This window comes from Micromonospora sp. NPDC007208, assembly GCF_042869175.1.
Lineage (GTDB): Bacteria > Actinomycetota > Actinomycetes > Mycobacteriales > Micromonosporaceae > Micromonospora > Micromonospora foliorum.
The window spans coordinates 1-25494 of the sequence record NZ_JBIAFG010000002.1 but is presented as its reverse complement, the minus strand read 5'-3'; the positions used below and the strand labels follow the sequence as shown (position 1 = coordinate 25494).

Below are 25494 nucleotides of genomic sequence, written 5' to 3'. Positions count from 1 at the left end.
CCCCACGTTCGGGGGCGGGCTCCCGCGTGTCAGCAGCGAGCGGTCAGGACCGGTTAGCGGCCGTCACGACGAACGGGGTGCCCTGCTGGCAGGTGGTCATCATGCCGGGCTCCACCCGACCGGTGACCTCGACCCGCGCGCCCGGCGTCAGCACGTCACGCGGGCCGCCGAGCAGCAGGTAACCGTCGAGCAGTACGCAGCCGGGCTCCACGCCACCCTGCACGGTGCCGCTGAGGGTGGTGGCCCCGACGCCCGGCGGCGTGCTCGGGCCACCCGGTTTCGGAGTCTTCACCCCGGGCGGCACGGTGGGGGCGACGGTCTCTGGCGAGGCGGTCGGGTCGGGCGTGGGCTGGCTGGTCACCGGCTGCGCTCCCGTGGGTGTCGGGGTGGGTGTGCCGCCCCCGCCACCCTGACCGCCGCAGGCGCTCAGCGCCACGCAGACGGCCAGCGCGGGGACGGCAAGCCGAAGAGTCCTCATGCCGGATCTGACGTACGCCGACCCGAGTTCGTTCCCGTGCTCAACCGCGCGCCGCGGCGGCCTTCATGTCCCGCTTCAGCTCCTGCGGAAGCGAGAACGTGAGCCGCTCGTTGGCGGTGGTGATCTCCTCGACGTCGGCGAAGCCGCGCGCGGCGAGGTGGACCAGCACCTCCTGGACCAGGTCGTCCGGGACGCTCGCGCCCGAGGTCAGGCCGACCGTGGTGGCCCCCTCCAGCCAGGCGTCGTCGATCTCGTGCGCGAAGTCGACGAGGTGACCGGCACGGGCGCCGGCGTCCAGGGCGACCTCGACCAGGCGGACCGAGTTGGAGGAGTTCGTCGAGCCGACCACGATCACCACGTCACAGTCGGCGGCGATCTCCTTGACCACGTGCTGCCGGTTGGAGGTGGCGTAGCAGATGTCGTCACTGGGCGGGGACTGCAACAGCGGCAGCCGCTGCTTGAGCCGGGCCACCGTCTCCAGCGTCTCGTCGACCGAGAGCGTGGTCTGGGAGAGCCAGACCACCTTCTCCGGATCACGTACGGTGATCTTGTCGGCGCCGTCCGGGCCGTCCACCAGTTGGATGTGCGCGGGGGCCTCACCGGCGGTGCCGATGACCTCTTCGTGCCCCTCGTGACCGATGAGCAGGATGTCGTAGTCCTCGGCCGCGAAGCGCCGCGCCTCGTGGTGCACCTTGGTGACCAGCGGACAGGTCGCGTCGATCGCCTTCAGCGAACGCGCCTTGGCCTGCTCGTAGACCTCCGGTGCCACGCCGTGCGCGGAGAAGATGACGGTGGCGCCCTCCGGCACCTCCTCGTTCTCCTCCACGAAGATCGCGCCCTGGGCCTCGAGGGTCTGCACCACGTGCTTGTTGTGCACGATCTGCTTACGCACGTAGATCGGGGCGCCGTAGAGCTTCAGCGCCTCCTCCACGGTCTGCACCGCGCGGTCGACACCCGCGCAGTAGCCGCGGGGCTTGGCCAGGAGCACGCGCTTGCCGGTCCGGTGAGTCGCCTGAGCCTCAGTCACCACCCCATCGTACGTGCCACCCCACCACCCGCCACCGCCCCGCGCCCCCACCCCGAAGGCCCCCGGTGATCAAGAGGTTTGCGTCAGAAACGCGCCGAGCGCTGACGCAAACCTCTTGATCACCGGGAGGGTCCGTAGGGTGGGCGGGTGAGCGAGGGTGGGCGGGTGGGAAGCGGCGGAAGCAGCGGCGGGGGCGGCGGGGCCAGCAGCGCTGAGGAGCCTTGGCCGGTACGGGTGGTCAGCCAGAAGGTGGGGGCCTGGATCGCCAAGCTGGGCTGGGTGTGGGTGGACGGGCAGGTGGCCCAGATCAGCCGACGTCCCGGGGCCAGTACGGTCTTCCTCACTCTGCGTGACCCGTCGGCCGACCTGAGCCTGACCGTCACCACCAACCGGGACGTCCTGGACGCCGGTGCGCCGGAGCTGCGCGAGGGCGCCCGCGTGGTGCTGCACGCCAAGCCGGAGTTCTACGCCGCCCGGGGCACGCTGAGCCTGCGGGCCGACGAGATTCGCCAGGTGGGGCTCGGGGAGCTGCTGGCCCGGCTGGAGAAGCTCAAGAAGCTGCTCGCCGCCGAAGGGCTCTTCGACCGCGCCCGCAAGCGTCGACTGCCGTTCCTGCCCGGCCGGATCGGGCTCATCACCGGCCGCGCGTCGGCCGCGGAGCGGGACGTGCTGACCAATGCCCGACGGCGCTGGCCGGCGGTGGAGTTCCGGACGGTCAACGTGGCCGTGCAGGGCCCGTCCGCGGTGCCGCAGATCGTCGACGCGCTCAAGGTGCTGGACGCCGACCCCAGCATCGACGTGATCATCATTGCCCGGGGTGGCGGCGGCATCGAGGACCTGCTGCCCTTCTCCGACGAGGCGCTCTGCCGCGCGGTGTTCGGCTGCCGTACGCCGGTGGTCAGCGCGATCGGCCACGAGACGGACGCGCCACTGATCGACTACGTGGCCGACGTCCGGGCCTCCACCCCGACCGACGCGGCCAAACGGGTCGTCCCCGACCTCACCGAGGAGGTACGCCTCATCGGTCAGGCACGACACCGCCTCGAACGGGCGGTGCGCAACCTCGTCGACCGGGAATCGCACCGGCTCGACGGGTTGCGTTCCCGGCCGGTTCTGGCCCGGCCCCAGGTGATGGTGGAGCACCGGGCGACCGAGCTGACCGCGCTGCGTCAGCGGGCCGGCCGCTGCCTGGAGCATCGGCTCGCCGCCGCCGAGGATGACCTGCGGCACACGCTCGCGCGGCTGCGCGCCCTCTCCCCCGCCGCCACCCTCGACCGGGGGTACGCGATCGTGCAGCGCGCGGACGGCCACGTGGTCCGCGCGGCGGCGCAGGTCGGCAAGGGCGACCCGCTGCGGGTACGACTGGCCGACGGCGAGCTGGCCGCCACGGTCGATGGCTGAGTGGCGACGCGGCGCGGCGGGGAGCGGTGTGCTGAGATGAACGCGATGACTGACGACACGAAGGCCGGGCCGGACGAGCGGCTCAGTTACGAGCAGGCCCGCGCCGAGCTGGCCTCGGTGGTGGAGCGGCTGGAGGCCGGCGGCACGTCCCTGGAGGAGTCGCTGGCCCTCTGGGAGCGCGGCGAGGCGCTGGCGGTGATCTGTCAACGCTGGCTGGACGGTGCGCGGGCGCGGATCGACGCCGCCCGGCAGGACCCGGCTTCCTGACCGCAGCCGCGACGACTCGAACCGCAGCCGCGACGACTGGAACCGTAGCCGCGACGACTGGAACCGTAGCCGCGACGACTGGAACCGCCGGGTGGGGCGGCCGGAGCCGCCCCACCCGGGTACGTCAGTTGAACAGGCTGTACAGCTCGGCCGGCGCCTCGACGACCTGGGCCGCCGGCGGCTTCTGCGCGGCGGTGGCGGCACCGTAGTCGGAGTACGTCATCTTGATCTCCTGGGCGGCGGTCTGCCCGGCGGCCGGCAACTGCAGCACCAGCTCGCTGAGCCGGCCCTGCGGGTCCACCTTCGCGGTGAACGGGACGGTCTTCGCCTGGGTGCCCAGCGCGGCGATCGTGGCGGCGTTCAACGAGCCCGCCTCGGCGGCCTTGGTGACGTCGATGGTGCCGGCGTACGCGCCGGTGCCGGTGCTGCGGACCTCGGTGATGCCCTGGGTGAGCACCGCGCTGCCGGCCGGGTCGACCTTTTCGAAGTCGAAGCCGAGGTTGCGGTTGCCCTTGATCCGGTTCTGGTCCAGGTGCTGGTACTTGCCGAGGTTGAGCTGCTTGATGGCGGGCAGGCTGTCGGCGGTGGGGCCGGACAGCTCCAGCTTGACCCAGCTGTCCGGCTTGAAGTGGATCACGTCGAGCTTCATCGCCAGGTCGGACGAGGGGCCACCGATCGAGATCTTCATCGCCGCGCTCTGGCTCGGCTGGTGCACCAGCCCCTCCGCCGTCGAGCCGGCGCCGGCCAGGGTGAACCGGAAGTTCCCGTTGCTGATCTCCTTGGTGGAGTCGAGCAGGGCCTGCTTGGCGTCACCCGCCACCGGGGCACCGGACGGGCTCGCCGTGCCGGACGCAGTCACCGTCGGGGACGGCGTCGATCCGGCGGTGCCGGTTCCGCTGGCGCAGGCGGCCAGTGCGGGCGTGATCAGAGCGGCGGCTACCAGGCCGGCGCCGAGTCGTCGAACAGTCATACGTGTCTCCCAAGGGGGTCACCCGACGACCTGGGCGGCGCCGGAAACCGGGCGACGCAGCAGCACCGTCGGCTGCGTCGCGCGATCCGGGCCGAGCAGCGCGCCCGGATCACTCCCTCCTTGTTCCCTGTCGACCCGTCGGACAATCACCCTTCGGCCTGGTTGCCCAGATTTGGTGCCGACGGGGACACCGACCACCGGGTCTGGTCAGCGCAGCGAGCCGGCCAGTTCGCGCAGTTCGTTGTCCCGGGCGTCGCCGACGACGATCACCGTGCGGGTCGGTTCCAGCAGGACCAGCGCCTGCTGGTTTCCCCGGGCCGTGTAGAGCTGCCAGGTACGCCCGGCCAGCTCGGTGGGGCCCTGCGGCTGGCCCTGACTGGTCAGCTCGGCGGGGAGCAGACGGTCCGCCGGGACGTTGCTCTGCAGCAGTTGGACGCCCCGCCCCTCCGGCGTGAGGTAGCCGAGTCGCAGGTTCGCACCGCCCTCGACGGTCTGGTAGCGGGCGCTGACCGTCGTCCAGTCGGAGCCGAGCCCCTGCGGCTGGCTCACCGGAAAGACGTTCGCCGAACGGGCCTGCTCGATGGCGGGCGCCGGATCGACGGTGGTGGCCTGGTCGCCACCGAGGAATCCCCGGTAGAACGCCAGCAGCAGCGCGATCGGGACGAGCAACACCAGCAGCGAGATCGCCATGTCCTTCGGCGACCGCTCGGACTTGCCGGACGCCGCCGGCGGCGGTGGGGTCGGATCGGTCGCGGCGGGCTCACCGCCGCGGCCGGCGGGGACGTCGGCCGGCGGCTGACCGTCGGGCGGCGTGCGGTCGGCGGGTACGCGGTCGGCTGGCTGTGCGGGTTCCACCCCGTTATCTTCGCAGCCGCCCGACCGGCGGTATCCGGGCCATCACCGCCCCGCGCCGACGCCCGGTCGGCCATCGTGTGAGGATCAGCGACAAAGCCGGCAGTGGGGGCCTCTCCGCCGCCGGTCGTCCCCGCACCGTCGCGAGGAGGAGTAGCCGTCATGACGAACACCAGGACGCGGATCCCACAGGATCTCGACCGAAACCTTGCCCTCGACCTGGTCCGGGTCACCGAGGCCGCGGCGATGGCCGCCGGCCGGTGGGTCGGTCGGGGCGACAAGGAGGGCGGCGACGGGGCCGCGGTCGACGCGATGCGCAAGCTGATCAACTCGATCCAGATGCGCGGTGTGGTGGTGATCGGCGAGGGCGAGAAGGACAACGCCCCGATGCTCTTCAACGGCGAACACGTCGGTGACGGCACCGGCCCGGAGGTGGACGTCGCCGTCGACCCGGTGGACGGCACCACCCTGATGAGCAAGGGCATGCCGAACGCCGTGGCGGTGCTCGCCGTCTCCGAGCGGGGTGCGATGTTCGACCCCAGCGCCGTGTTCTACATGGAGAAGCTCGCCGTCGGGCCGGCGTACGCCGACGTGATCGACATCAACGCCGGTGTGGCGGAGAACCTGCGCCGGATCGCCAAGGTCAAGGGCACCGACGTGTCCGAGGTGACCGTCTGTGTGCTGGACCGGAGCCGCCACGACGACCTGGTCACGCAGATCCGCCGGACCGGGGCGGGTATCCGGTTCATCTCCGACGGCGACATCGCGGGCTCCATCGCGGCGGCCCGGGGCGAGTCGGACGTCGACGTGCTGATGGGCATCGGCGGCACCCCGGAGGGCATCATCTCCGCGTGCGCGCTGAAGTGCATGGGTGGTGCGATGCAGGCCAAGCTCTGGCCGCGCGACGAGCAGGAGCGGGAGAAGGCAATCGACGCCGGGCACGACCTGGACCGGGTGCTGGGCACCGATGATCTCGTCACCGGCGACAACTGCTTCTTCGTGGCGACCGGGGTCACCTCGGGCGACCTGCTGCGCGGGGTGCGCTACCGGGCGGGCGGCGCGTACACCCAGTCCATCGTGATGCGCTCGAAGAGCGGCACCATCCGGGTGATCGACTCGTACCACCGGCTGGAGAAGCTGGCGCTCTACTCCGCGGTCGACTTCGACGGTCGTCCGCTGGCCGAGCAGGAGTGACAACCGCCGACACGGCGACCCCGCAGACCCTGTCTGCCGCCCGCCGGATCACCGGTGTCGCGCTGGCGTCGGTCTCCGGCGTCGCGGTGGCGGTGCAGTCGCGCATCAACGGCGAGCTGGGGGTACGCCTCGACGACGGCTTCGCCGCCGCGGTGGTCTCGTTCGGCGTCGGCTTGCTGGTGCTGCTGGTGCTGGTGCCCGCGACCCCCGGTGGTCGACGGGGGCTGGCCGCGACGCGGCGGGCCCTGCGCACGGGCACGCTGCGGCCGTGGCAGTGTCTCGGTGGGATGTGCGGGGCGTTCCTGGTGGCCACCCAGGGGCTCACCATCGGCACGTTGGGCGTGGCGGTCTTCACCGTGGCGGTGGTCGCCGGCCAGACGGGCAGCAGCCTCGCCGTGGACCGGGCCGGGATCGGGCCGACCGGCCGGCAGCCGGTCACCCGGCAGCGGCTGGCCGGCGCGGTGCTCACCGTGCTGGCGGTCGGCCTGGCGGTCGGCGACCGACTGGGCGACCTGGGCGCGCTGGCGCTGGCCCTGCTGCCGCTTCTCGCCGGTGTGGGCATCGCCTGGCAGCAGGCCGTCAACGGCCGGGTCCGGGCGGCGGCCGACAGCGCGTTGACCGCCACGTTGGTCAACTTCGCCGTCGGCACGGTCACCCTGCTGGTCGCGTTCGCGATCGACATCGCCGTACGCGGCTGGCCCGGCGGTCACCTGCCGACCGAGCCGTGGCTCTACCTGGGCGGCCCGATCGGCATCGTGTTCATCGCGATCGCCGCCGCGATCGTGCGCTTCACCGGTGTGCTGCTGCTCGGCCTGGCCACCATCGCCGGGCAGATCGTGGGCGCCGTCCTGCTGGACCTGATCCTCCCCACGGCGGCCTCGCACCCCGGGGTGAACACCCTGCTCGGGGCGGCGCTGACCATGGTTGCCGTGCTGATCGCCGCCCTGGCGCCACCTGCCCGCCGCTGACCGGTCGACCCGTCTCGGTCCGGACTCAGATCGGTCTGAGTCCGATACCGACGGTCAGCCGGCGTCGGAGGAGTGCCCGGGGAAGAGGTGTGCGCTCGGGTCGATGGCGACGGCCGCGTTGTTGACCGCCGTCGCCGCCTCACCGAAGCCGGTGGCGATGAGCCGGACCTTGCCCGGGTACTCGGTGATGTCGCCCGCCGCGAAGACCCTCGGCAGGTTGGTGGCCATCGCGCTGTCCACCAGGATGTGGCGGCGGTCCAGCCGTAGCCCCCACTCGGCGAGCGGGCCCAGGTCGGCGGTGAAGCCGAGGGCGGCCACCACGATGTCCACCGGCAACGTCTCGGTCGCGCCGCCGCGCACGGTCACCTCGGCGCCGGTCACCGTGCCGTCACCGAGCAGCCTGGTGACCTCGGCGTTGACCACGACCCGCACCGGCAGGGAGAGCACCCGGGCGACCGTCGAGGCGTGCGCCCGGAACTTCTCCCGTCGGTGCACGAGGGTCACCGACCGGGCCAACGGTTGCAGGGCCAGCGCCCAGTCGAAGGCGGAGTCGCCGCCACCGACGATCAGCACGTCCCGGTCGGCCAACTCGGTCGGCTCGGTCACGAAGTAGACGATCCCCGAGCCGGGGGCGCCGTCGGCGCACGGCAACGGCCGGGGGCTGAAGCTGCCGAGCCCGCCGGTGACCACGACCGCGCCGCACGCGAGCTGCTCTCCACCGGCGAGGCCGAGCATCGGGCTGCCGTCGGCGTACGAGAGCTTCTCGGCCCGGGTCCCGAGCAGGTACAGCGGGTTGAACGGGGCGGCCTGGGCCACCAGGTTGGCCACCAGGTCACGACCCTTGACCGCGGGAAAGCCGGCGACATCGAGGATCAGCTTCTCCGGGTACATGGCGGTGACCTGGCCGCCCGGCTCGGGCAACGCGTCGATCACCGCCACCGACAGCCCTCGGAACCCGGCGTAGTACGCGGCGAAGAGGCCGGCCGGACCGGCCCCGATCACGGCGACATCGACTTCGCGCATGGCGTACCGTCGCTTTCCGCTCACGGATCAACGCGTGCTGATCTCGACCGTAGGCGGGCGGCGACAGTCGGGCAAGCACGTCCCGAAGGCGCGCCGGAGAATCACCTCAGGGCAGGCTGAGCGGGGAACCCGAGTAGTCCGGGCCGTCCACGGACGGTCGCCGGCGACGGAACAGGATCGCCGCCACCACCCCGCCGAGCAGGCCGAACAGGTGCCCCTGCCAGGAGATCCGCTCGTCGGTGGGGAGGATGCCGACCAGTTGCCAGCCGTAGAGGAGACCCACCAGGAGGAAGACCGCGAAGTTCCACCAACTGCGCTCGATGATGCCCCGGGTGAGCAGGATGCCCAGGTAGCCGAAGATGACGCCGCTGGCACCGACCACCACCGAGTTGGGTGAACCGGTGAACCACACGCCGAGCCCGCTGACCAGGATGATGACCAGGGTCGACCAGAGGAATCGGCGGGTGCCGGCGGCGAGGACGAACGTGCCCAGCAGGATCAGCGGGATGCTGTTGCTGTAGAGGTGGTCGAAGCCGTGGTGCAGGAACGGGGAGAAGAAGACACCGTCCAGCCCGTCGATGCGTTGCGGGATGATGCCGGCGGTGGCGTCCAGGCCGAACGCGAGCCCCTGGTCGACGGCCTCGATGAGAAAGAGGAACGGGACCACCGCACACATGGCGACGAAGGCCCGGCCGAGCGCGGCGTAGAACGCCTCGGTGCCGAACCGGTACGGGTCGCCGCTTGACGGGTGCAGGGTCACTCCACAACTGCTATCAGCAAAAGCGGCCGACCGCCACTCACGTCCCGGCCGGGCAGACCGGTGTACGCGCGACAGCGGGGCGGGTGGTCGCCCACCCACCCCGCGTCGACAGCGTCAGTAGTGCCCGTTGTTCTGGAAGTACGACCAGGCGCCGCAGGGCGTCTTGTACCTGCCCTTGATGTAGCCCAGCCCCCACTTGATCTGCGTGGCCGGGTTGGTCCGCCAGTCGGACGCGACGGAACCCATCTTGCTGCCCGGCAGCGACTGCGGAATGCCGTAGGCACCGGACGAGGAGTTGCTGGCCTTGTGGTTCCAGCCGCTCTCCTTGGTCCAGAGCTTCTCCAGGCAGGGGAACTCGGCGATGCCGAACCCCGCGCTGATCATCAGCGCGCAGCCGGTCTTGCGGTTCCCGCTGTACTCCGCGCAGGACGCCGGGATCGGCCCGTCGTACGGCTTGGCGACAGCGTTGGCGGCGGCCTCGCGCTCCCGCTTGCGGGACGCCGCGGCGGCTTCGGCCCGGCGGGCCCGCTCGGCGGCCTCCTTGGCGGCCTGCGCCGCCCGCAGCTTGGCCTGGTACTCGGCGGCCCGCTGCTTGGAGAACTGCACCTGGTGGGCGGCCTGCCGCTCGCGCTGGTACGCGAAGTCGGCTTGGTCGACCTCGCGGCTGACCTGCTCGGTCAGGCCCTGTTGCTGGGTTTCCCGGTCTTCGCCCAGGTAGAAGCCACCGGCAACGCCCACGGAGAGCAGCGCGACGGCAGCCGTACGGGCGCCCAACCGGCTCCACAGCCGACTCACGAAGTGGTCCCTTCGTCGGGAGCAAGGACGCGGCGCGGCGCAGGCCACAGGTGGGCCGTCAGCCGTGCCACGAGCGCCCCGACCGGTTGCCGGCCGCACCGACGCACCTACCGTCGCCGATGCCGTCCGTCTCGGGACGAACGATCACCGACGATTCCCGTGGCGCGTGGACGCTCGTGGGACACGATTGCGCACAGTGAGGCTGATGGGAAACCAACCAGCCCCTTTGTGATCTGTGCCACACGAAAAATGCGGACAAAAGCCCACATAAGCACCGTCAGATCGGGATGTCCTCCAGGAGGTCCGTGACCATCGCGGCGATCGGCGACCGCTCCGAACGGCTGAGGGTGACGTGCGCGAACAGCGGATGACCCTTGAGCGCTTCGATGACTGCCGTCACCCCGTCGTGCCGGCCGACCCGCAGATTGTCCCGCTGAGCCACGTCGTGGGTGAGCACCACCCGGGAACCCTGCCCGATCCGGGACAGCACGGTCAACAGCACCCCGCGCTCCAACGACTGGGCCTCGTCCACGATCACATAGGCGTCGTGCAGGCTGCGCCCCCGGATGTGGGTCAGCGGCAGCACCTCCAGGATGCCCCGCGAGGTGACCTCCTCCAGCACGTTCTCGTGCACCACCGCGCCGAGCGTGTCGAAGACCGCCTGGGCCCACGGCGACATCTTCTCCGACTCCGAGCCCGGCAGGTAGCCCAACTCCTGGCCACCGACGGCGTACAGCGGGCGGAACACGATCACCTTCTTGTGCCGACGGCGCTCCATCACCGCCTCCAGCCCGGCGCAGAGCGCCAGCGCGGACTTTCCGGTGCCGGCCCGGCCGCCCAGCGAGACGATCCCGATCGACTCGTCCAGCAACAGGTCGAGAGCGATCCGCTGCTCGGCGGAGCGGCCGTGCAGCCCGAACGCCTCCCGGTCGCCCCGGACCAGACGCACCGACTTGTCCGGCAACACCCGACCGAGCGCGGAGCCACGCCCCGAGTGCAGCACCAGACCGGTGTGGCAGGGCAGCCCGGCCGCCTCGTCGAGGTCGAGCGTCTCGCCCGCGTACAGCTGGCCGATCTGCTCCTCGCTCAACTCCATCTCCGACATGCCGGTCCAGGTCGGGTCGCTGGCCTGGCCGTGCCGGTACTCGTCGGCGCGCAGACCCACCGAGGCCGCCTTGACCCGCAGCGGCATGTCCTTGCTGACCAGGGTCACCTCCCGCCCCTCGGCGGCGAGGTTGAGCGCGACGGAGAGGATCCGGGCGTCGTTGCTCTCGGTGCGGAACCCGGGCGGCAGGACGCCGTCGTCGGTGTGGTTGAGCTCCACCCGCAGGGTGCCGCCGACGTCGTTGGCAGGCACCGGGCGGTCGAGTCGGCCGTGCCGGACCCGCAGGTCGTCGAGCATCCGCAGCGACTGCCGGGCGAACCAGCCCAGCTCCGGATGGTGCCGCTTGCCTTCCAGCTCGGTGATGACCACCAGAGGCAGCACCACCTCGTGCTCCGCGAACCGGTGGAACGCCGCCGGATCGGAGAGCAGCACCGACGTGTCCAGGACAAAGGCCTGGCCGGCTGGTCGTGGCTCCTTGGGGTCGGCCGGCGCGGCGGCCGCCGAACGGCGGCTCCTGGTGGCGCGGCGGGTCGTGGCAGTCGCGGCCGGGGTCTGGTCGGCACCGGCGGTGGTACGGCGAGTCGTCACAGGCCTGCTCCGACGGATGGGCACCCGCCACCCGTGTTCCGCCTCCTCCGGTGCCCGGGGACACGGGGTCGGATGCGGAACCCCATGCGCGAGGTCGCAGATCCGGGCGGACCGGCTGGCTCGGGAGAACCCCGTGCCATGCCTAGACGCTAGCCCCGCCGGACCTTCCCGGCTAGAGGCCGAACGTGGATCTCCCAAGACGCGCCCGTGAACAGCGCCTCACCGACGCCCTGACCAGGCGTCGGGCCGGTGGCGAACGCGGCGGAACCGGCCGGGATGCATGCCCCCTGCGCGCATCCCGGCCGGTGGGGCCACCGTCACCGGTCTGACGTGACCCCGACGGTGCGTGTCCGCCGCGGACGACGCACCGCGTTCGTGGCGCCGGTCGGCGGGCGTTACCCCGCCGACCGACCTCAACCGGTACGTCGGACGAGCGTGCCGGTCGGGTGCCGCCCGCTGATCGGGGCGGCCGGCGCGCTGAACGACGAGCCGGTGTACGTGGTGCCGGGGCGGGGAGCGACCGCACCGGCGGAGCGGACCACCCCCGCGGGCGAGACCGACAGGGCCGAGGCGATCGCTGCCTGGGCGTCCCGACGACGCCGGTTCCAGGCGCCCCGGTCACCGTCGAAGTAGCCCTGCCGGTAACCGAAGCGGTAGCCGATGCGGTAGCTGAGCTGCCCGTGCAACCGCCCGGCCGCGTAGCTGGTGGCACCGAGCACCAGGACGAGGAACACCGCGAGGAACGGGCTCATCGGGCAGCTCCGGCCCAGCCGGGACGCCAGGTCATCGCTCCTCCGGCTCGATCGTGGTGGGGTCGGCGACGAGCAGCCGGTCCAGGTCGTCGGTGCTGACCTCCTCGACCAGCTCGACGCTGATCCGGCAGCCGTCCAGCACGACTTCGGCCACCGAGGACCGGCGGATCTCGCCGCCGGCGTCGTAGACCCGGACGCTCAGCTCCGGGCAACCGAGATGGGTACGCCAGGCGTTCCACTCGGCCCGATCGCCGACGCTCAGCGACAGGTAGCGGCAGCCTCGGGCGAGGTAGAGGCGCCAGGGGGCGGTCAACCCCGCGGCGACCCCCTCGGCGATCAGCCCGAAGGCCTGGGCGCGGGTGGCGAGCTCGGTCACCACGACCCCCTGGCACCGGGGGCGTGACGCATGTGAGCACCAATCGTCTCATGCACGTGACACACCGTAGATTGTCCCATGGGCGTGACAGTATCAGCTTTTCGTCCGGTTACGTTTGCCACTACGTTCATCTATTCTGCCCGCGTGACACCCCTCAACAGTGGCACTGACTCGTTTACCGGAAATCCGAACCCTTTGTCACGTCCGCGTGACAGTGGCGAGCCGGGGCACGCGGCCACCACCGGCTGGCCGTACCGTCACGGAGTGACCGAGACGGCCAATGCGCGGAAGATCGCCTTCGCCACCTTCGTCCGGCGGGCCCTGGACGAGGCACGGGCGACCCGAGCCTGGAGCGGCACCGAGGTGTCCCGGCGCACCGGCGTCTCCCGGCAGACCATCAACCGTTGGGTCCGGGGCGACTGGGCCAGCGACCCGGAGGCCGAGCGGGTGGTCGCCTTCTGCGAGGGGCTGGGGCTCAACCCGGCCGCCGCCTTCGCGGCGCTCGGCTGGGACCGCACCGCGGCCGGCCCCCGCCCCGGCCAGGCGGCCCCTCCGATGGACCCCGACGTGGAGGCCCTGCTGCGCCGTCTGGTCGATCCGCAGGTGTCGGACGCGGAGAAGTTCCACATCCGGGAAACCATCAGATACCTCGCATACCGCCCAACGTTGCCGGTCGATGTCCGAAAAAGGGGCAATCAGGCAGGCTAGTTCCTCAGATAGCGAAAGAACGCCTGGTCAGGTTCATTCGTTTGCCTCCGGGGCTGGAACGGGCACGCTAGCGTCCCTATTCGTACTGCTTGGGCTCGTCATCGGCGGGGGGACGGGACAAGGCCGAACCTAGCCCTGCGGGACAGAAGGAGGGGTCTGTCCATGACCCTGAAGTGGTTGGCAGTCGTGGTCGCAACCGTGTCGATGACACTGTGGGCGACCGGCAACACAGTGACCCTCGCGGTCGACGGCGGGCAGCTTCCGCTGCTCGTCAACCTCTTTGCGCTCATCACCGCCGGCACCGCGGTCGTCCTGGCCGTCGTCGCCGAGCTGCACGAGCGTCTGAACAACCGCATCAGCGCGCTCACCGAGTTCCTGGTGGCACGGCTCAACGAGATCGAGAACCACACCGGCGATCGCAACACCGGGTTCGTGGAGGGCTACCTGTTGAGCCACGGCCAGGAGGCGGCGGTGGTGCCGTTCGGCCGGCGCGGACGAGGAGCCGCCGAACGCTGATCGCCCACCGCTCAACGGGTCCGCTCGGCCAGGAATGAGCCTGGATCGCCGGGGTACGCTGACGCGCGTGCCGCCGTTGAATCTGGGCAATCAGCAGCCGAAAACCCCGTTGAACGCCGACCAGGCCTGGCGGATAACCGCCAGCCGGGCGGCCGGGACCGTGCTCTTCTTCGACTTCGACGGCACGCTCGCGCCCGTCGACGACGATCCGACCGCGGTACGCCCGGCTCCCAAGGCGTTGGCCGCGATCGAGGCGCTCGCCCCGGTCGTGCAGCGGGTGGCGATCGTGTCCGCCCGACCCGTCGAGTTCCTTCGGGACCAACTCGGCGGGCTCGTCGGCGTGGACCTCTACGGCCTTTACGGCCTGGAGCACAGCCACTCCGGCGGGGAGACCGTCACCGAACCGGCCGCGCTGCCCTGGGTGCCGACCATGGCGGAGCTGGCCGACCTGGCCCGGGCGGAGCTGCCGCCCGGCACCCTGGTGGAGTACAAGCGGCTCTCGGTCGCGCTGCACTGGCGTACCGCCCCGCAACTCGGCCCGACCGTGCAGCAGTGGGGGCAGGCGCAGGCCGACCGTCTGGGGTTGCGTTCGCAGGCCGGGCGGATGGTGCTGGAGCTCAAGCCGCCAGTCGACCGGGACAAGGGCATGGTGATCGGCGAGGCGATCAAGGGTGCCACCGGCGCGTGGTACTTCGGCGACGACGTCTCCGACATCAAGGCCTTCGCCGCGCTGCGCGCCCGCGCCGCGACCGACCCGGACTTCCTCGGCGTCTGCGTGGCCGTGGCGAACGCGGAGACCGGACACGAGGTGGCCAACGCCGCCGACCTGACGATCGAGTCGCCGGCCGCCCTGGGCGACTTCCTCACCCGGGCGCTGACCCACCTGCCCTGAACTGACCTGGCCCAACCGGGCCTGACCGGGCGGCGGCCGAGGGCGTCGCCGCCTGGTCAGGCGCCGTAGCGGCGTTGTCTGGTGGCGTACGAGCGCAGGGCCCGCAGGAAGTCGATGTGGCGGAAGTCCGGCCAGTTGAGCTCGCAGAAGTAGAACTCCGAGTGCGCGGACTGCCAGAGCATGAAACCGGACAGCCGCTGTTCGCCACTGGTGCGGATGACCAGGTCCGGGTCGGGTTGGCCCCGGGTGTAGAGGTGCTCGGCGATGTGCTCGACGTCCAGCACCTCGGCCAACTCCTCGATCGTGCCGCCGGTGGCGGCGTGCTCCAGCAGCAGCGAACGGACCGCGTCGGTGATCTCCCGGCGACCGCCGTAGCCCACCGCGATGTTGACCTCCGCGCCGCCGGTGCGCTCGCGGGTGCGCTCCTCGGCGCCCTTGAGCGCCGCCGCGGTCTGCGCCGGCAGCAGGTCGAGCGCCCCGACGATGCGCAGCCGCCAGGGGTTGCCCTCCTCGGCCAACTCCACCACCAGGTCCTCAATGATCTTGAGGAGCGGGTCCAGCTCACTGGCCGGGCGTTGCAGGTTGTCGGTGGCCAGCAGGTAGAGGGTCACGTGCCCGACGCCGGCCTGGTCACACCAGCCGAGGACATGCTTGATCTTCGCCGCGCCGACCCGGTGACCGTCGTTCGGGTCGACGAAGCCCATCTCCCTCGCCCATCGGCGGTTGCCGTCGCACATCACCCCGACGTGCCGGGGCACCGGCTTACCCGCGAGCTTCGCCGTGAGCCGGCGCTCGTACACGGAGTAGATAAGGTCCCGCAGCGTCATCACCTAGCAGCGTAGCGACCCTTGAGCCAGTTCACTGCCTCGGAGCCCCATCCCCGCCGCCCAGACCGATGCCGATCATCGCGAGCGTACGAGCGGTGAGGCGTCCGTCACCCAGTCCCAGCTCGACCACGTCGTAGAACACCCGGTCGTCCCGACGGGCGGCTCGGACCGCCGCGTCCACCACCCGGCGTCGCCGGGCCAGCCAGGCCGCGACCGAACTGTGCCGCAGGTGCGTGCCGAGGCGACGACGCAGCCCGTGGGCATACCGGCCAGCCGCGTCCCCGGGCGACCGGGCCGCCGCCGACCCGGCGAGCGCACCGGAGAGCAGCGCGTAGAAGATCCCCTCCCCGGTGAACGGATTGATCAGTGACAGCGCGTCCCCGGCCAACAGGGTGCGCTCCCGCCCCGGCGTCGGCCGGTGGGTGGAGAGCGGCAGGTGATGGGCGCGCAACGCGGTCACGGTCGCCAGGTCGGTGCCGGGCAGCAGCGCGGCCAGCCGGTCCAGCAGGTACGCGCGGCTCAACGGCTCACCGCGCAGGACCTCCCCGTACCCGACGTTCGCCCGTCCGTCGCCGATCGGGAACGACCAGGCGTACGCCGGCCAGCGCGCCTTCGAGGTGACGATGAGCTGCTCGGACGGGCCGGGCAGGGCCGGCGCGTACCCCCGGATGGCCAGCGCGAGGTGCCGGTCGGGGTTCTGCGGGTAGCCGAGCGCCCGACGCACCACCGAGCCCGCGCCGTCCGCGCCGATCACCACCCGGCCGGACACCTGCCCGTCGAGCACCACCCGGTCGGCGCGCGGCTCGACCTGGCGCACGGTGTGCCGGCGCAGCTGCGCGCCGACGGCCACGGCGGCCGCCACCAGCCGCGCGTCGAAGACCTCCCGGGGCACGGTGTACGCGGGTCGGGGCAGCGCCCGAGCCACCGCGCCGCCGCCCGGCGAGATCATGCGTAACGCCGGCAGCGGCGCGTAGCCCGCCACCGCCTCGGTCACCCCCAGCTCGGCGAGCACGTCCACCGAGTGCGCGGCGATCCCGTCACCGCACGCCTTGTCCCGGGGAAAGTCGGCCCGGTCCAGCAGCAGGACGCTGGCACCCGCCCGGCGCGCCGTCAGCGCGGCAGCCGCACCGGCCGGCCCCGCCCCCACCACCACCACGTCGAACTCGTCGTCGCCCACCGCGCGCCTCCCTCCGGCCGGCGCGACCGCTCCCGCACCGCCTCGACGATCCACCTGCGCCGCCGACGCCGACCGTGGTGACCGACGCCACCCGTCATCCTGCCCCCTGCCCGCCCGCGCAGACCGCTCCGCGCAGCGCGCCGCCCGGCCCCACCCCGTCGATCATGGAGTTGTGGTGGGTCACAGAAGCGGCAAACCGGAGTGCACCGGGCACCACAACTCCATGATCGACGCGGCTGGGGGTGGCGCGGGGCGCGGTCAGGCCGGGACGTGGTCTTCGGCGCGGGCGGCGCGGCGCAGGCCGTAGAGGGTCAGCCCGGCGGCGGCTAGTAGTGGGGCGCCGTCGCGGACCAGGCCGTCCACGCCCAGCAACCACCAGCACAGCGGCAGGTCCACGGCGAGTACGGCAACCGTGACGACGACCAGCAGGCCCCGCGCCCAGTCCTTGCCCCGCATCAGGAACGCGGTGCAGAACAGCACCGCGTAGCTGGCCGTGATGCCCGCGCCGAACCAGAACAGCACGGCCGGTACCGCGGTCAGGCGACCATCCAGGATGGAACCCCCGGCCACCAGGGCCGGCACCAGCATCAGCGGGCTGTAGGTGAAGGCCGCCACCCGGCTGGTCAACAACCAGGCGCTGGCCTGCGGTCGGCGTGGAGGGGTTTCCCGCCAGGAGATGCCGTCCCGGTCGATGACGAGGCGCGGACGGTGCCGGACCAGGTGCCCGGCCAACGCCGACGAGCGGTAGAGCAACCAGACCACCGCGACACAGAGCGCCGTGAGGATCGCGAAGCCGAGCAGGCCGGGCAGCGGTGGCACCCCCTGCCGGGGCACGATGAGCCGGCCGACCGCGAAGATCGTGGTGACCGCCAGGATCAGCCCGAACGGGCGGGCCACCGTACGGCCCCGTCGCACGTGCCCGATCAGCAGCAGGAAGCCGAACGAGCGCAGCATGGCCCAGCCGGTCCGTACGGCCAGCCCGAAACCCTGCTCCGGGGCGTACCACCAGTTGAGCAGCTCGACCACGACGGTGGCCGCCGCCGTCGTGGCCAGCAGGGTGGTGAGCACCCGGACGGCGGACGGCCGCCGGACCTGGGTCTCGGCGGCCGTCCTCATGAAATCCGATGTTGCCCGCGCGGGGCGACTTTCACACCTAGCGCTGCGGCTGTGCGGCGTCGAGGCGCGCGCGCAGCGCGTCCAACTCCGCCCAGAGCACGCCGGGCAGCTTGTCACCGAACTTCTCGAACCACTCGGTGATCATCGGCAGCTCGTTGCGCCACTCGTCCGGGTCGACCTTCAGGGCGATCCGGACGTCCTCCGGGGTCATGTCCAGGCCCTCGACGTCCAGGGCGTCCGGCGCGGGGACCATGCCGACCGGCGTCTCGACCGCTCCGGCCGTGCCCTCGATCCGCTCGACGACCCACTTGAGCACCCGGGAGTTCTCCCCGAAGCCCGGCCAGAGGAACGAGCCGTCCGGGTCCTTGCGGAACCAGTTGACGTAGTAGATCTTCGGCAGCTTCGCCTCGTCGCCGTCGGCGCCCTTGCCCATCTCGATCCAGTGCCGGAAGTAGTCCCCGGCGTGGTAGCCGATGAACGGCAGCATCGCCATCGGGTCCCGCCGGACCACGCCCACGGCGCCGGACGCGGCGGCCGTGGTCTCCGACGAGAGCGTGGCGCCCATGTAGACGCCGTGCACCCAGTCGCGGGCCTCGGTCACCAGCGGGACGGTGTCCTTGCGGCGTCCGCCGAAGAGGATCGCGTCGATCGGCACGCCGTTCGGGTCGAAGTACTCGTCGGCGAGGATCGGGCACTGTGTGATCGGGGTGCAGAACCGGCTGTTCGCGTGGGAGGACAGGCTGTCGCTCTCCGGCGTCCAGTCGTTGCCCTTCCAGTCGATCAGGTGTGCCGGCGGCTCACCCATGCCCTCCCACCAGACGTCGCCGTCGTCGGTGAGGCCGACGTTGGTGAAGATGGAGTTGCCCCGGTCCAGGGTGCGCATGGCGTTGGCGTTGGTCTTCCAGTCGGTGCCGGGCGCGACGCCGAACAGGCCGTACTCGGGGTTGACCGCGTAGAGGCGGCCGTCCGGGCCGAACCGCATCCAGGCGATGTCGTCGCCGATGGTCTCGACCTTCCAGCCGGGAATCGTCGGCTCCACCATGGCGAGGTTGGTCTTGCCGCAGGCAGACGGGAACGCGCCGGCGATGTGGTAGACCCGACCCTCCGGTGAGGTGATCTTGAGGATCAGCATGTGCTCGGCGAGCCAGCCCTCGTCCCGGCCCATCACGCTGGCGATCCGCAGCGAGTAGCACTTCTTGCCCAGCAGCGAGTTGCCGCCGTAACCCGAGCCGTACGACCAGATCTCCCGGCTCTCCGGGAAGTGCGAGATGTACTTGGTGTCGTTGCACGGCCAGGCGACGTCCTGCTGGCCGGGGGCGAGCGGGGCGCCGATCGAGTGCAGCGCGTGCACGAAGTCCGCGTCCTCGCCCATGGCCTCGAGGACCCGGGTGCCCATCCGCGTCATGATGCGCATCGAGGCGACCACGTACGGGCTGTCGGTGATCTCGACGCCGAACATCGGGGACTCGGCCTCGACCGGGCCCATGACGAACGGGATGACGTACATGGTGCGACCGCGCATGGAGCCCCGGTACAAATCCGTCATCGTCCGCTTCATCTCGGCCGGCGCCATCCAGTTGTTGGTGGGGCCGGCGTCCGCCTCGTCGACGGAACAGATGTAGGTGCGCTCCTCGACCCGGGCGACGTCCGTCGGGTCGGTGCGCGCGTAGAACGAGTTGGGCTTCTTCTCCGGGTTGAGCCGGATCAGGGTGCCGGCCTCGACCAGCTCATCGGTGAGGCGGCGCCACTCCTCGTCGGACCCGTCCACCCAGACGACACGGTCGGGGGTGGTCAGTTCCGCGACCTCACGGACCCAGGCGAGCAGTTTCGGATGGGACGTCGGGGCCTGATCAATACCCCGCACAACAGCCGGAGCAACCATGACACATCTCCTTGTGGTCGACGCTGACCGATCTATGGGATGCACGAGACTCGGCGGCGCGATGCGTCGCCTTCGTGGAAACCTGGGATTGGCCTCAGCGTAAACCGGGCAGCCTTCCGAGTCAGTGGGACAGGTTGTGAAGAACTGCACAAGCTACGGCCTCGCTGCGGCATCACGAGCTGATACCCGCTTTCCCGCGCAGTTTCACGCAAATCTTGTTGTGCACCCCGGCGGACGCTTGTTGCGGTCGGGCCGTGGACCTGCCCCGCCGACCGGTGCAGGGATTCCCGTTCCGGGGCGGCTCAGTCCTCCCAATTGGCTACGCTCTGTGCAGGGTTTACGCACGCGGCGCTGGGCCCCTCCGGGAGACCACGCCCGCTTCCCGGTGCTACCCCTGTGACTGGCCGGCAGCCGGTAGGCTCCCTCCGTGGCCGCCACGATGACCGGGGAACAACCGGGTCCCCGGCAGACCCGACGGGGTCTCGTCGGCAAACTCCTCGACCGCTTCGGTCACCTCATCCGCGAGATGAGCAAGTTCGCCACCGTGGGTGGTTTCGCCTTCCTCGTCGACTTCGCGCTCTTCAACTACCTGACGAGCAAACACGGCGTCGAAGAGCTCACGGCGAAGACGATCTCCACCGTGATCGCGGCCTCCGTCGCCTTCGTGGGCAACCGGTTCTGGACCTGGCGGCACCGCCAGCGCAACAACGCGGCCCGCGAGTACGCGCTCTTCTTCTTCTTCAACGCGGTCGGTCTCGGCATCACGGTGGCCTGCCTCGCGCTCAGCCGCTACGGGCTCGGCGCCATCTGGCCGGCCGTGTTCCAGACGCGCCTGGCGGACAACCTCGCCAGCTACATCGTCGGCACCGGGTTCGCCACGCTGTTCCGATTCTGGTCGTACCGGCGGTTCGTCTTCGTCGAAGCGGGAACCCCGACCCTTCCGCAGGTGAACCCCGACCGTGACCACGAGGCGTGACCTGCCGCCCATCCCGTTCGGCCGGTGATCGCCGGCCACACCGACTGCCCTAAGGTGTTTCGCATGCGTCTTGTCCGCCTGCTGCCTGAGCGCTGGCAGAAGTTCATCCACGAGGCGCTCAAGTTCGGCATCGTCGGCGGCATCAACACCGTCATCAATTACGCGGTGTTCAATGCCCTTGCACTGACCGTTTTCGTCAATGGTCAGTTGAAGGCGACCGTGATCGCGACCATCGTCGCCACCATCACGTCGTACCTCATGAATCGGCACTGGACGTACCGCGATCGCCCGAAGTCGGCGCTTCGCCGGGAATACCTCCTTTTCTTCCTGTTCAACGGCGCCGGTCTGCTGATTGAGCTGGGTGCCGTGGCGGCGGCGAAGTACGGCCTCGGCGTACACGGTCTACTGGCACTGAATCTGGCCAAGACCGTCGGCGTCCTGCTGGCCACGCTGTTCCGGTTCTGGTCATACCGCACCTTCGTCTTCCAGCCCGTCGCACCTGCCGAGGAGGAAACGGCGAAGCCCGACTCCACCTGGCACGACATTCCCCGCGACGAGTGGGACACCATGGCGGAGATGGACCCGGTCGCCGAGTTGGCGGAATCCGTGTCCGAGCTGGAGGAGGCGGAGTCCGGGCAACGCGTCGACTCCTCATCCGGCGCACCCACCCAGGGCCGGCCCACGCGACTGAGCGTCAGCCCCGCCGTCGACCTGGACGCGGAACTCGCCGCGGAGCTGCACGTCAGCACCCGCCGCGCGCCCCGCCGGTGACGACACCCGACGCCCGCTCCGGCACGGGGCGACCGGCCGAGCTGTTCTTCGAGGACCTCGTCCCGGGGCTCACCGTCGACCTCGGCGTGGTCACCGTGGACGCCGACGAGATGGTCGCCTTCGCCCGCCGCTTCGACCCGCAGTGGTACCACGTCGACCCCGAGCTGGCCGCGGCGAGCCGACACGGCGGCCTGATCGCCAGCGGCTTCTACACGGTCAGCCTGTTCATGCGCGCGTACGTCGACCACCTGCTGTCCCGGGCCGCCGCGGACGCGTCCCCCGGCCTGGAGGAGCTGCGCTGGCTCGCCCCGGTGCGGGCCGGCGACCGACTCGCGGTCCGCGTCGACGTGATGGGCGCCCGGCCGTCGACCGCCCGCCCCGGGCTCGGCACCGTCAGCCTCACCGGCACCATGCTGCGCCTCGGCCCGGACGACCGGCCCGAGCAGGAGGTGCTGCGGACCCGCTTCCGTGGCTGGTTCGCCGTGCGACCGGTCGAGGCCGACCCCGCCGAGGCCGAGGCTGCCGATTCCACCCCGACCGACGCTGACCGGCCCGGACCTGACCGGCCCGGAGCTGACCGGCCCGGACCTGACCGGCCCGACGACGGCCCGATCGCGGCGGACCCGTCCACCGCCGGCGCCGCCGACGGCGACCCGACGGCGAGCAGCGGCTCAGCCGAGGCCCCACCACACGACTGACCCGCCCCGACACGGCGGCAGGGGCGGGTCACAACCGGTCCGGTTCAGGTCGTGGTGTCGCGCAGCGGCTTGCCGTCCTGCATGTCGGCGAGCATGTCGCGCATCTCGCCATCGCCCAGCGAGTGCTTGTCGTGCTGGGCCTCGACCAGCTCGTACAGGGTGGTCTGCACCTTTCCGACGTCCGGCACGTCGGAAAGCACCGACTGGCCGCGCTCACCTGCCGACTCGATGGTGAGCGTCCCACAGCCGAGCAGGCGCTCGACGAAACGCTGGTTCATCGAGTGGTCGTTGACCCGGGCGAGCGGGAGGTCCCGCCGGTCGCGGGAGAACACACCCTGCTGGAGCAGGACTCGCTCGTTCGTGAACAGGTAGTGGGTGGTGCGCCAGACCAGGAACGGCCACAGACCGAGCCAGAGGACCGCGACCAGGGCGATCCCCCCGATCACCGCCAGCGCGATCGAACCGCCGCCACTCTCGGGCAACAGGAGCACGCCGACCACCACCGCGGCGATGGCCAGCACCAGCACCGCGATCGGCCGGATCAACGCCTTCCAGTGCGGGTGCAGGTGCAGCACGACATGCTCGTCCTCGGTGAGCACGTCTTGGGGAAACGCCACGGGAACCTCCAACGCGATTTTCTGGACGCGCAGACGGTAAACCCCCCAGGTCCTCCCACAACATCCGCCACGCGGCCCCCTCAGCGAAGGTGCAGGACGTCTCCCGCGGCCAGCGTCCGCTCGCCGGTCGAGGTGGTGACGATCAGCTGGCCGTCCGGGTCCACTCCGGTGGCGGTGCCGGTCAGGGAGTCGCCGTTGGGGAGCAGGACGCGTACCTCGCGGCCGACCGTCGCGCAGGCCGCCAGGTAGGCGTCGCGCAGGCCGCTGGCCACCGCGTCGCCGCCCGCCGAGCGCCACCGGTCGTACCAGTCGGCGACCGCCCGCAGCAGCGCCCGCAGCAGCGGGTCCCGATCGGTGGCCACCGCGCCGGCCAACTGCAGCGAGGTGGCCGGCAACCCGGTCGGATTCACCGGCAGCTCGTCGGCGCGCAGCGTCACGTTGAGCCCGATCCCCAGCACGATGGCCGGCGGTTGGTCCGGCGCGCGTCCGGGCACCGCCTCGGCCAGCACGCCCGCACACTTCGCGTCGCCGATCAGCAGGTCGTTCGGCCACTTCAGGGTGGCCTCCAGCTCGGCCAGCCGGGCCACCGCCTCGACCAGCGCGACGCCGGCCAGCAACGGCAGCCACCCGTACCCCGTGGGGGTGGCCGGCAGCCAGCCGCGGTCCGGCACGGCCTCGCCGGGCCGCAGCAGCACGCTCGTCGCGATGCCGGCCCGGGCCGGCGACTGCCAGACCCGACCGCGCCGGCCCCGCCCCGCGGTCTGCCGTTCGGCGACCACGACCAGGCCCTCGGGCTCGTCGGCGCGGGCGGCCTCGGCCACGTCGGCGTTTGTGGAGCCGGTCTCGGCACGCAGCTCCAGCCGGGTCCACGGCCCGTTCGGCGCGATCAACGCGCGGCGCAGCCGGGCCGCCGACAGCGGCGGCCGGTCCAGATCGGTGTACGGGGAGCCCGACATTCCGCCAGCCTACGGCGGTGCTCCGGTCGACACTGAGGCGTACTGCACAGCGGCACCCACCTGAACCATCGTTATATTCCCTGGGTGACTACCGAGACCGGGACCAACATCCACAGCACCGCGGGCAAGCTGGCGGACCTGGAGCGCCGGGTCGACGAGGCGGTGCACGCCGGGTCGGCCCGTGCCGTGGAGAAGCAGCACGCGCGCGGCAAGAAGACCGCCCGCGAGCGGATCGAGATGCTGCTCGACGAGGGCTCCTTCGTCGAACTCGACGAGCTGGCCCGGCACCGGTCCACGGCCTTCGGGCTGGAGCGGAACCGCCCGTACGGCGACGGTGTGGTCACCGGCTACGGCACGGTGGACGGCCGGCAGGTGTGTGTCTTCGCGCAGGACTTCACGGTCTTCGGTGGCTCGCTCGGCGAGGTCTTCGGCGAGAAGATCGTCAAGGTGATGGACCTGGCCATGAAGATCGGCTGCCCGGTGGTCGGCATCAACGACTCCGGCGGCGCGCGCATCCAGGAGGGCGTCGTCTCGCTCGGCCTCTACGGCGAGATCTTCTTCCGCAACGTGCGGGCCTCCGGTGTCATCCCGCAGATCTCACTGGTGATGGGGCCCTGCGCCGGCGGCGCGGTCTACTCCCCGGCGGTCACCGACTTCACCGTGATGGTCGACCAGACCTCGCACATGTTCATCACCGGCCCGGACGTGATCAAGACGGTGACCGGCGAGGACGTCGGCATGGAGGAGCTGGGCGGCGCACGTACGCACAACTCCCGCAGCGGCAACGCGCACTACCTCGCCAGCGACGAGGAGGACGCGGTCGACTACGTGAAGGCGCTGCTGTCGTACCTGCCGTCGAACAACCTCGACGAACCGGTCGTCGTCGACGCCCCCGCCGAGCTGGCGATCAGCGACGAGGACCGGGAGTTGGACACCCTGATCCCGGACTCGGCCAACCAGCCGTACGACATGCACACCGTCCTGGAGCACGTCCTCGACGACGGGGAGTTCCTGGAGGTCCAGCCGCTCTACGCGCAGAACATCGTGGTCGGCTACGGCCGGGTCGAGGGGCGACCGGTCGGTGTGGTTGCCAACCAGCCGATGCACTTCGCCGGCACCCTGGACATCGCCGCCTCGGAGAAGGCCGCCCGGTTCGTTCGCACCTGCGACGCGTTCAACATCCCGGTGCTGACCTTCGTGGACGTGCCCGGCTTCCTGCCCGGCACCGGTCAGGAGTGGGACGGCATCATCCGCCGGGGCGCGAAGCTCATCTACGCGTACGCCGAGGCGACCGTCCCCAAGGTCACCGTGATCACCCGCAAGGCGTACGGCGGGGCGTACGACGTGATGGGCTCCAAGCACCTCGGCGCGGACCTGAACTTCGCCTGGCCGACCGCGCAGATCGCGGTGATGGGCGCGCAGGGCGCGGTGAACATCCTCTACCGCTCCGAGCTGGCCGGCGCCGAGGACCCGGCGGCGGTCCGTGCCGAGAAGATCGCCGAGTACGAGGACACCCTGGCCAACCCGTACGTGGCCGCCGAGCGCGGGTACATCGACTCGGTGATCCCGCCGCACGAGACGCGTACCCAGATCGTCCGGGCGCTGCGCGTCCTGCGCACCAAGCGGGAGACCCTGCCGCCCAAGAAGCACGGCAACATCCCGCTCTGATCTCGGTCCCTTGATCCGCACAACTTCCGGGAAAGTGCTCCCGTGCTCAGCTGGTCGTAGCAATCGATCTTGTCGTTCGTTGTCCTCTTGGCGGGGCGAATCGCTGAGAGGTCGGTGGCACGTGGCGGGTCGTA

Annotated in this window: 27 protein-coding genes; 11 read left to right on the top strand and 16 right to left on the bottom strand. The window is 71.1% G+C overall.

Translation table 11 applies throughout. From position 1 onward, the window contains the following. Nucleotides 1-43: 43 nt before the first annotated feature. Together ACFYL6_RS03590 and ACFYL6_RS03585 are read right to left on the bottom strand one after the other, a co-directional pair. Nucleotides 44-478, bottom strand: a complete 435-nt coding sequence (locus tag ACFYL6_RS03590; RefSeq protein WP_387166926.1) for a hypothetical protein — start codon at nucleotides 476-478, stop codon at nucleotides 44-46. A 40-nt stretch (nucleotides 479-518) separates the two neighbouring features. Next, entirely contained in the window at nucleotides 519-1505 is a 987-nt protein-coding gene (locus tag ACFYL6_RS03585) for a 4-hydroxy-3-methylbut-2-enyl diphosphate reductase (RefSeq protein WP_238661615.1), read from the bottom strand. A 147-nt stretch (nucleotides 1506-1652) separates the two neighbouring features. Between ACFYL6_RS03585 and xseA the strand changes: the two genes are divergently transcribed. Together xseA and ACFYL6_RS03575 are read left to right on the top strand one after the other, a co-directional pair. After that, nucleotides 1653-2906 (top strand): exodeoxyribonuclease VII large subunit, encoded by a 1254-nt coding sequence (gene xseA, locus ACFYL6_RS03580; RefSeq protein WP_387166923.1) that lies wholly within the window; start codon nucleotides 1653-1655, stop codon nucleotides 2904-2906. Nucleotides 2907-2951: 45 nt separating this feature from the next. After that, entirely contained in the window at nucleotides 2952-3173 is a 222-nt protein-coding gene (locus ACFYL6_RS03575; RefSeq protein WP_234584122.1) for an exodeoxyribonuclease VII small subunit, read from the top strand. A 124-nt stretch (nucleotides 3174-3297) separates the two neighbouring features. On the opposite strand, the gene ACFYL6_RS03570 is transcribed toward ACFYL6_RS03575, so the two are convergent. After that, nucleotides 3298-4143 (bottom strand): hypothetical protein, encoded by an 846-nt coding sequence (locus tag ACFYL6_RS03570; protein WP_387166920.1) that lies wholly within the window; start codon nucleotides 4141-4143, stop codon nucleotides 3298-3300. Nucleotides 4144-4350: 207 nt separating this feature from the next. Further along, nucleotides 4351-4998, bottom strand: a complete 648-nt coding sequence (locus tag ACFYL6_RS03565; RefSeq protein WP_387166917.1) for a DUF4245 domain-containing protein — start codon at nucleotides 4996-4998, stop codon at nucleotides 4351-4353. Nucleotides 4999-5157: 159 nt separating this feature from the next. On the opposite strand from ACFYL6_RS03565, the gene glpX reads away from it, so the two are divergent. Both glpX and ACFYL6_RS03555 read left to right on the top strand, forming a co-directional pair. Then, nucleotides 5158-6189, top strand: coding sequence for a class II fructose-bisphosphatase (glpX, locus tag ACFYL6_RS03560; protein WP_387166914.1), 1032 nt, complete (start codon nucleotides 5158-5160; stop codon nucleotides 6187-6189). Then, nucleotides 6186-7157, top strand: a complete 972-nt coding sequence (locus ACFYL6_RS03555; protein ID WP_387166911.1) for a DMT family transporter — start codon at nucleotides 6186-6188, stop codon at nucleotides 7155-7157. Before glpX ends, ACFYL6_RS03555 begins: the two co-directional genes overlap by 4 nt. Before the next feature lie 54 nt (nucleotides 7158-7211). On the opposite strand, the gene ACFYL6_RS03550 is transcribed toward ACFYL6_RS03555, so the two are convergent. The 6 genes from ACFYL6_RS03550 to ACFYL6_RS03525 form a co-directional block, all read right to left on the bottom strand. Next, nucleotides 7212-8180 (bottom strand): NAD(P)/FAD-dependent oxidoreductase, encoded by a 969-nt coding sequence (locus ACFYL6_RS03550; protein ID WP_387166908.1) that lies wholly within the window; start codon nucleotides 8178-8180, stop codon nucleotides 7212-7214. A gap of 106 nt (nucleotides 8181-8286) precedes the next feature. Continuing rightward, nucleotides 8287-8940 (bottom strand): rhomboid family intramembrane serine protease, encoded by a 654-nt coding sequence (locus ACFYL6_RS03545; RefSeq protein ID WP_387166905.1) that lies wholly within the window; start codon nucleotides 8938-8940, stop codon nucleotides 8287-8289. Nucleotides 8941-9054: 114 nt separating this feature from the next. Then, entirely contained in the window at nucleotides 9055-9735 is a 681-nt protein-coding gene (locus tag ACFYL6_RS03540; protein ID WP_387166902.1) for a lytic transglycosylase domain-containing protein, read from the bottom strand. Between the two features lie 277 nt (nucleotides 9736-10012). Then, nucleotides 10013-11428, bottom strand: a complete 1416-nt coding sequence (locus ACFYL6_RS03535) for a PhoH family protein (RefSeq protein ID WP_238661608.1) — start codon at nucleotides 11426-11428, stop codon at nucleotides 10013-10015. Between the two features lie 413 nt (nucleotides 11429-11841). Then, nucleotides 11842-12180, bottom strand: a complete 339-nt coding sequence (locus ACFYL6_RS03530; RefSeq protein ID WP_238661607.1) for a hypothetical protein — start codon at nucleotides 12178-12180, stop codon at nucleotides 11842-11844. Nucleotides 12181-12211: 31 nt separating this feature from the next. After that, nucleotides 12212-12556, bottom strand: coding sequence for a hypothetical protein (locus tag ACFYL6_RS03525; protein WP_030328857.1), 345 nt, complete (start codon nucleotides 12554-12556; stop codon nucleotides 12212-12214). Nucleotides 12557-12820: 264 nt separating this feature from the next. On the opposite strand from ACFYL6_RS03525, the gene ACFYL6_RS03520 reads away from it, so the two are divergent. The 3 genes from ACFYL6_RS03520 (at nucleotide 12821) to otsB (ending at nucleotide 14672) form a co-directional block, all read left to right on the top strand. Further along, on the top strand, nucleotides 12821-13264 hold the full coding sequence (locus tag ACFYL6_RS03520; protein WP_387166898.1) for an XRE family transcriptional regulator: 444 nt from the start codon (nucleotides 12821-12823) through the stop codon (nucleotides 13262-13264). A 162-nt stretch (nucleotides 13265-13426) separates the two neighbouring features. Next, nucleotides 13427-13780 (top strand): hypothetical protein, encoded by a 354-nt coding sequence (locus ACFYL6_RS03515; RefSeq protein WP_238661606.1) that lies wholly within the window; start codon nucleotides 13427-13429, stop codon nucleotides 13778-13780. 67 nt (nucleotides 13781-13847) lie between these two features. Beyond that, nucleotides 13848-14672, top strand: a complete 825-nt coding sequence (gene otsB / locus ACFYL6_RS03510; RefSeq protein ID WP_387166895.1) for a trehalose-phosphatase — start codon at nucleotides 13848-13850, stop codon at nucleotides 14670-14672. Nucleotides 14673-14728: 56 nt separating this feature from the next. On the opposite strand, the gene ACFYL6_RS03505 is transcribed toward otsB, so the two are convergent. The 4 genes from ACFYL6_RS03505 to ACFYL6_RS03490 form a co-directional block, all read right to left on the bottom strand. After that, nucleotides 14729-15499, bottom strand: a complete 771-nt coding sequence (locus ACFYL6_RS03505; protein ID WP_387166892.1) for an isoprenyl transferase — start codon at nucleotides 15497-15499, stop codon at nucleotides 14729-14731. Between the two features lie 31 nt (nucleotides 15500-15530). Further along, nucleotides 15531-16730, bottom strand: a complete 1200-nt coding sequence (locus tag ACFYL6_RS03500; protein ID WP_387166889.1) for an NAD(P)/FAD-dependent oxidoreductase — start codon at nucleotides 16728-16730, stop codon at nucleotides 15531-15533. A gap of 204 nt (nucleotides 16731-16934) precedes the next feature. Next, nucleotides 16935-17792 carry a hypothetical protein gene (locus tag ACFYL6_RS03495; RefSeq protein ID WP_387166887.1) on the bottom strand — a complete coding sequence of 286 codons (858 nt, stop codon included), beginning with the start codon at nucleotides 17790-17792 and terminating at the stop codon, nucleotides 16935-16937. Nucleotides 17793-17829: 37 nt separating this feature from the next. Next, on the bottom strand, nucleotides 17830-19674 hold the full coding sequence (locus ACFYL6_RS03490) for a phosphoenolpyruvate carboxykinase (GTP) (protein ID WP_387166884.1): 1845 nt from the start codon (nucleotides 19672-19674) through the stop codon (nucleotides 17830-17832). Nucleotides 19675-20113: 439 nt separating this feature from the next. Between ACFYL6_RS03490 and ACFYL6_RS03485 the strand changes: the two genes are divergently transcribed. From ACFYL6_RS03485 to ACFYL6_RS03475, 3 genes are all read left to right on the top strand, one after another. After that, entirely contained in the window at nucleotides 20114-20650 is a 537-nt protein-coding gene (locus ACFYL6_RS03485) for a GtrA family protein (protein ID WP_387168218.1), read from the top strand. A 63-nt stretch (nucleotides 20651-20713) separates the two neighbouring features. Beyond that, entirely contained in the window at nucleotides 20714-21421 is a 708-nt protein-coding gene (locus ACFYL6_RS03480; protein WP_387168215.1) for a GtrA family protein, read from the top strand. Further along, a complete protein-coding gene (locus tag ACFYL6_RS03475; protein WP_387166881.1) occupies nucleotides 21418-22119 on the top strand; it encodes a MaoC/PaaZ C-terminal domain-containing protein in 702 nt (233 codons plus the stop codon). Before ACFYL6_RS03480 ends, ACFYL6_RS03475 begins: the two co-directional genes overlap by 4 nt. A 44-nt stretch (nucleotides 22120-22163) precedes the next feature. Here the strand turns inward: ACFYL6_RS03475 and ACFYL6_RS03470 are convergent, their stop codons facing one another. Together ACFYL6_RS03470 and ACFYL6_RS03465 are read right to left on the bottom strand one after the other, a co-directional pair. Then, nucleotides 22164-22736: a PH domain-containing protein gene (locus tag ACFYL6_RS03470; RefSeq protein ID WP_387166878.1), complete on the bottom strand. Its 573-nt coding sequence runs from the start codon at nucleotides 22734-22736 to the stop codon at nucleotides 22164-22166. 80 nt (nucleotides 22737-22816) lie between these two features. Beyond that, nucleotides 22817-23692: a biotin--[acetyl-CoA-carboxylase] ligase gene (locus tag ACFYL6_RS03465; protein WP_387166873.1), complete on the bottom strand. Its 876-nt coding sequence runs from the start codon at nucleotides 23690-23692 to the stop codon at nucleotides 22817-22819. Between the two features lie 84 nt (nucleotides 23693-23776). Here ACFYL6_RS03465 and ACFYL6_RS03460 point away from each other — a divergent pair, with 84 nt between their 5' ends. Then, nucleotides 23777-25360, top strand: a complete 1584-nt coding sequence (locus tag ACFYL6_RS03460) for an acyl-CoA carboxylase subunit beta (RefSeq protein ID WP_238661063.1) — start codon at nucleotides 23777-23779, stop codon at nucleotides 25358-25360. Nucleotides 25361-25494: the final 134 nt, after the last annotated feature.